The 5,970-nt window shown below is 66.0% G+C and carries 2 protein-coding genes; both read right to left on the reverse strand.

Annotated elements, in window-relative coordinates:
- Window positions 1–4,995: beta strand repeat-containing protein (locus WBB14_RS13290; protein ID WP_424240238.1), on the reverse strand; the 4,995-nt coding region annotated here is incomplete at its 3' end.
- Window positions 4,996–5,382: 387 nt separating this feature from the next.
- The coding region (locus WBB14_RS13295; protein ID WP_424240239.1) for an autotransporter domain-containing protein at window positions 5,383–5,970 on the reverse strand (588 nt) is incomplete at its 5' end.

Genomic DNA, 5,970 nt, shown 5'->3' on the forward strand with positions numbered 1-5,970 from the left:
GCCGGCGTACTTGCGTTCCATGCCGCTGGAGAAGCCGCGCACGCCCATGTCGCCGTCCAGTTGGCCGACGTACAGGCCGGCCCTGAGGTTGCGGCTGGTGTACACGTCCACGCCGGCCTGGAAGCCGGTCAGGTGGCCGCTGCTCTCGGGGTTGACCGTGCCTTGCTGCGTGATGGTGGGGGCCGTGCGCAGCACGCGGGCCCAGGCGCGGTGGCTGGGGTCCTGGTCGATGGCGCCTTGAGCCGCTTCATCGCCCATGCGCTTGCGCATGTCGCCCAGCATGGCCATGTCGGCCTGGCGCAGTTGCGCGGGCAGGGAGGACAGCAGCGGCACTTCTTCGCGGTAGGCGGGGCCGGGTTGGGTGTTGGTGGAATGCAGCGCGGCGCCTTGCGCCGTCTGGGCCAGGCGGTACTCGTAGGCGCCGGCATCGATATGGCCGCCCGCCAGGGTGAAGCTGCCGGGCTGCAGGCTGGCGCCGTTTTCGGTGGCGATGACTTGGATGCCTTGGCTGCCGGTCTGCGCGCCCAGGCCGCCGGCATTGGTGATCTGCACCGTGGTGTTGCCGCTGGCGACTGCGGTCGCGCCGCTGAGCAGCAGCTTGTCGGTGGCGCTGCCGTCCGCGCCCAGCACGGTGGACACTCCCAGCTTGCCATTGTTGCCGACGTAAGGCCCGGTGATCTTGAGCACCGCACCCGGCGTGCTGCCGGCGAGGTTGACCGCGCCGCTGTTGTTCAGGCTGGCCACGGTCTGGCTGTAGCCCACCAGGTCCAGCAGGGCGCCGTTGGCCACCGTATGAGCCGAGGCGCTGCTGAACGTGTTCGCAGCGCCGGCCTTGAGCGTGCCCTGCGCGACATCGGTCGCGCCGGTGTAGCTGTTGCCCGCGCTGGTCAGGGTCAGGACGCCGCTACCCTGCTTGGTGAGGAAGCCGCCGCCCGTGATCGCGCCGGCCCAGGTGGCATTGTTGGCGCCGGTGTCGATCACCGGATCGTTCGTACCGGTCATGGCCAGGTTGTTGGCGATGGTCAGGCCGTTGGCGATCAGGCTGATGGTGGTGCCATCGTCCATGAACAGCGTGCCGGTACCCAGGCCTAGCGCATGGCCCAGGCCGATGTTGCCCTGCTTGAGCTGCACGCCGCCCGTAAAGGCGCTGCCGCCGGTCAGCGCCAGCACGCCGGCGCCGGTTTTGACCAGGCCGCCGTCGCCCACGACGAGGCCGGAGTAGTAGGACACGCTGCCAGCCGTGGAATTGACGGTCAAGGTTCCTGCGCCCAGCGCCACGGTGCCGCCGCCGCTCAGGCTGCTGGCTTGCAGCGCATTCCCGTTCAGGTCCAGGGTGGCGCCCGGTTGCACCTGATAGGCGGTGTTCTGCGCCAGCGCCGTCGCGGAACCTGCACGCAGCGTGCCTTCGGCCACCAGCGTGCCGCCGGCATAGCTGTTGGCGCCGATTAGCGTTTGCGAGCCCGCGCCTTGCTTGATCAGGGCGCCCGAGCCGTTGATGGACCCGTCGAAACTGCCGTCGGTGGCACCGCCCACGATCAGCGAGTTGGATCCCATCAGTACGGTGCCGCTGCCGGTAAGGGTGCCGAAGACTTGCGTGCCCCGGCCGGAAGACAGGTCGAAGGTGGCGCCGCTGGCGATGTTCACGATGCCGGTCGCCGCGAGGCTGCCGGCGGGACCGAGCACTAGTCGGCCGCTATTGACATAGGTGCCGCCGGTATAGGCGCTCACGCCATTGAGCGTCAGCGTGCTGGCGCCGTTCTTGGTGAGGCTGCCCGGGCCCGAGATGTTGCCATTGAGGGTGAGGTCCCGGCTGCCCTGCACGGTAAGGCCGGCATTGAGCGCAACATTGTTCGCCAGCGAGAGCGCCTGGCTGACATCCAGCGTGGCGGCGCCGCCCACCATCAGCGTGCCGCTGCCCAGCGCGCTGTTGTTGCCGACGATCAGGCTGCCGGCGCTGAGCAGGGTGCCGCCGCTGTAGGTGTTGCTGCCGTTGAGGCTAAGACTGGATGTGCCGGCTTTGACCAGGCCGCCGCCGCCGCTGATTGAGCCGTTGAGGGCCAGGGCCTTGGAGCCTGCGATGGTCAGCGCGCCATTGAGCACGACGTTGTTGTTGACCGCAATATCCGCATTGCTGTAGAGCGTGGTGCCACCGGCGGCGGTCAGGGTGCCGCTGCCCAGGGATAGGCCGGTCCCAAGCACCAATGTGCCACCGTGTAGCGCGGTGCCGCCTTCGTAGGTATTCATGTCGTTCAGCACCAAGGTTCCCGCATCGTACTTGCCCAGTGTGCCGCTGCCGAAGAGCCCTGCGTCGATGGTTGTGGTCACGCCGGGATCTACCCGGATCGGGGTATCGTCGAGAGGACCGTTGACCAGCTCGATGCCTCCTAGCGAAAACGGGTAGAGTTTATAGCCATCGGTGAGGAACTGCATGCCAGTAATGCGTTGTACGCCTAGGACGAATACCACGCCCGCAGTGCCTTGGAATACGGCAAAACCGCTGTCCCAGCGCCGATTCGACGTGCCGTTGACGTCTGTCCAGTTGGTCTGTTCAGGAAAGAAGCTGCGGGTCCCCCAGACGCCGCTGCCACCGGCGATCACGCCATCGTCTCTGCCGGCGTCGTCGGCATCCCAGAACTGCACGCTGGTGTCTGGCTTTGTATACAGCAGATTGATCTGATTGTTCACGGCAGTCTGCAGCTGGAGATCGGCGGGCACCACGATGCCCGGCAGCTTGGCCAGCTTCAGGCCATTGTCGGTCAGGTTGCCGGTGTAATTGATCAGCCGATACACGCCAGTGCCGAAGCCGCCCGCATTGCTGATGTCGAGCGTGCCGTCCAGGATAAGATCGCCGTTGACGTTGAGCAGGGCATTGCCGCCGCCTGCCGTGGGTGCGCCCAGCGCGGCATAGAGGTAGCTGTTGGGGGCGAGCGCCAGCGCCCCGACCGATAGGAGGCGGCCGCTGGCCAGGGTCATGCTGCCTCCCCCGGCAAACGTCACCTTCCCCCCGATACTGCCGCTGCCGCCCAGTCTACCGGTGTTCTCGACCAGGACATTGGAGCGGGTCAGCGACCCGTCGATCAGCAAGGTGCCGGACTTGAGGGTGGTCTGGCCCGTGAAATCGTTCTCGCCGGACAAGGTCTGGATGGTGCTGCCCCCATGTGTCAGCGCGCCGGCACCGGTAATGCGGCCGTTGAAGACCTGTGGCAGGCCGCCCGGGGCGAGAGTCAGCGTATGGCCGGCGCCGATGATCAGGGTGCCGGCGCCAGCAAGGCCGCTCAGGCTGGCCGAGTTGGCCAATTGAAGATCGGCGTTGGCCGCAATGATCGCCTTGGCGCTGGTGTACTGCGTACTCTGGTCCGAAAGAATCAGGCTACCGCTCGACACGTCGAAAGTGCCTCTGAACGCGTTGCTACCGAGCATCACGCTGCCCGAACCACTTTTTACCAGGGTGCCCGCGCCGTGGACTGTGCCGTTCAGACTCAGGTGGTTGTCGCCCGCGATCTCCAGCGTGTCGTTGATGTAGAGCTGATTGCCGATGCTCAGCGGACCATTGGCCGTCAACCGCGACGCGCCCTCGACGGACAGTGTGCCGGTGCCAAGCGCCGAGGAGTTGCCCAGCGTCAATTCACCGCCGTAGAGCAAAGTGTTGCCGCGATGGAGGTTGGCGCCATTGAGGGTCAGCCCACCGGGACCGTTCTTGGTCAGGCCGCTGGAGCCGCTTAGCACGCCATTGAGATTCAGGTTGCCAACGCCATTCACGATGAGCCTGGCATTCATCTGCACGTTGTTGGCCAAGGCCAGTGCGCCGCTGGTATTCAGCAATGCGGCGGTGCCTACCGTCAACGTGCCGCTGCCCAGCGCGGCGGCGTTGCCCAGGCTCAGACTGCCACCCATCAGGTTGACGCCGCCCGCGAAGGCATTGGCACCGTTCAGGGCCAGCGTGCCGCTACCCACCTTGGTCAGGCTGCCCGCGCCGTTGATCTGGCCGTTCAGGCTCAGGTCGGAGGCGCCGTTGACGGCCAGATTGGCATTGAGCGCAATGGCGTTGGTCAGGGCTGTGGCGCGATTGGCGGTCAGGGTCGAGTTGCCCCCGACCGTCAGGCCGCCGGCGCCCAGCGCCTGATTGTGGCCCACGGCCAGGGCGCCGCCGTTCAGCGTGGTGCCGCTCTGATAGAGGTTGGCGCCGTTCAGGGTTAGGGTGGCCGGGCCATTCTTGATCAGCGAGCCGATGCCGGCGATGTTGCCGTTCAAGGTCAGGTCGGCGCTGCCGCCTATCCCCATGGCGCCCAGCAGTTGCACATTGTTGGCCAGGGTGACGGTGCGGTTGGCGTCGAGCACGGTGTTGTTCATCGCGGTCAGGTCGCCGCTCCCTAGCGCCGTATTGCTGCCTGCCACCAGCCGGCCCGCGCTGAGCCGCGTGCCGCCGGCATAGCCATTGTTCCCGTTGAGCGCCAGGGTGCCGCTGCCGAGCTTTTCCAGGGTGCCGATGTCGCCTATGGTCACGCCGATGGTCGCGGTCATATTGGGGGCGACCCGCAAGGCCGCCGTTCCACCCAGGCCGTTGATCGCGTTCAAGCGGCTGGTTGCGCCACCGACCAGGTTGTAGCCGTCCGTGAGGAACTCCAAACCTGTGAAGTTCTGCTGTCCACTTATCGATACCGTACCCGCGGCACCCGAAAATACCGCGTCGCCACCATTCCAGGCCCGGTTGGGCTGCGCGCCGGCGGAAGCCCAGTTGGTATTGGCGGCATCCCAGATTCCGGCGCCGCCGTCCACCGAGCCGTTCGCGACGGAATGGCTGCCGTCCCAGAGCAGTTGAGCATGAACGCCTGCAGGAATCGCCAGGGCTGCGCCGAACGCCAGCGCGGTTTGCGCTGCCTTGCGACGCGCACGCCGCGCGGGGCGGTTGCTCTTTGCCGGCCCGCGGGCGATTTCACTGACGGCTTGCCATGCACCGGTGGTGGCGTTGAACACAACTCGATAGACGTGATTCATTGAGGCCTTCAAATGTTCGAGCGATTGCTAGGTAGACAAGAGTCCGGATTTGGCCGTACCCGAACAGCAATAAACAGGAGGGGGCAGACGATTGCCATCAGGACAGAGAGACGCTCGCAGCACCCTGAGCGGCGTGTTTGTGCGATTAACATCTAATTACAGGGTGTAAATGTAAGGCAAAACCTCGGTTGGGGTAATCACTGGTTCTGGTGAGGCGCAACGTCAGGCCGGGTTCGATTGCTGCGGATGGCACACAGGACTACCACCGGCACGTAGCGGGAATAGGTGGGAGGTGCGCCTGGCGGAAGCAAAAAAAAGCCCGCGGCGGACAGACCGCTGCGGGCTTGGTCAGGCTAGCTGCCGGTTACCCGGCCCATGCCATGAGGCTTACCAGAGCACCTTCAAACCGATGGAACCCTGCGCGCCGCTCTTGACGCGGCTGTCGCCGCTGTTGGCCCAGAGCTTGCCCACGTCGCCGTAGAGGCTGGTGTTCTTGGTCAACTGCAGCATGGCGCCGACCGCCAGTTCGGTCGAGGTGTAGCCGCCCTTGGCGCGGATGTCGGTGGTGCCGGCGGGAGCGCTGAAGCTGGCCACATCGGTGGTGTTGCTGGCCTTGTAGAGATTGACGCGCGCAAAGGGCTGCAGCACGGTGCCGCCGATGCTGTAGCTGCCCTTGACGCGGGCGCCCAGGCGCAGGGTCCAGTCGTCGTCCGCATCGTTCTTCACCTTGGCCAGGCTAATCGTGGTGTCGTCCAGGTTGAGCTTGCGGTAGATGATCTGAGCTTGCGGCTCGAGCTGCCAGCTGCTGCCCAGGGCGATGGGCTTGCCCACTTCGAGCGAGGCCAGCCAGCCGTGGCCCTTGGTGGTGGCGCCGGCGCCGGTGTCGGCCGTGCGCAGGCTGCTGCGGTAGTCGGCGCCCTGGATCACGGCGTCGGCGTACAGGCCGGAGTCGTGTTGCCAGGTGCCGTACAGGCC

Source organism: Achromobacter sp. (assembly GCF_049647645.1).
Classification (GTDB): Bacteria; Pseudomonadota; Gammaproteobacteria; order Burkholderiales; family Burkholderiaceae_B; genus Achromobacter.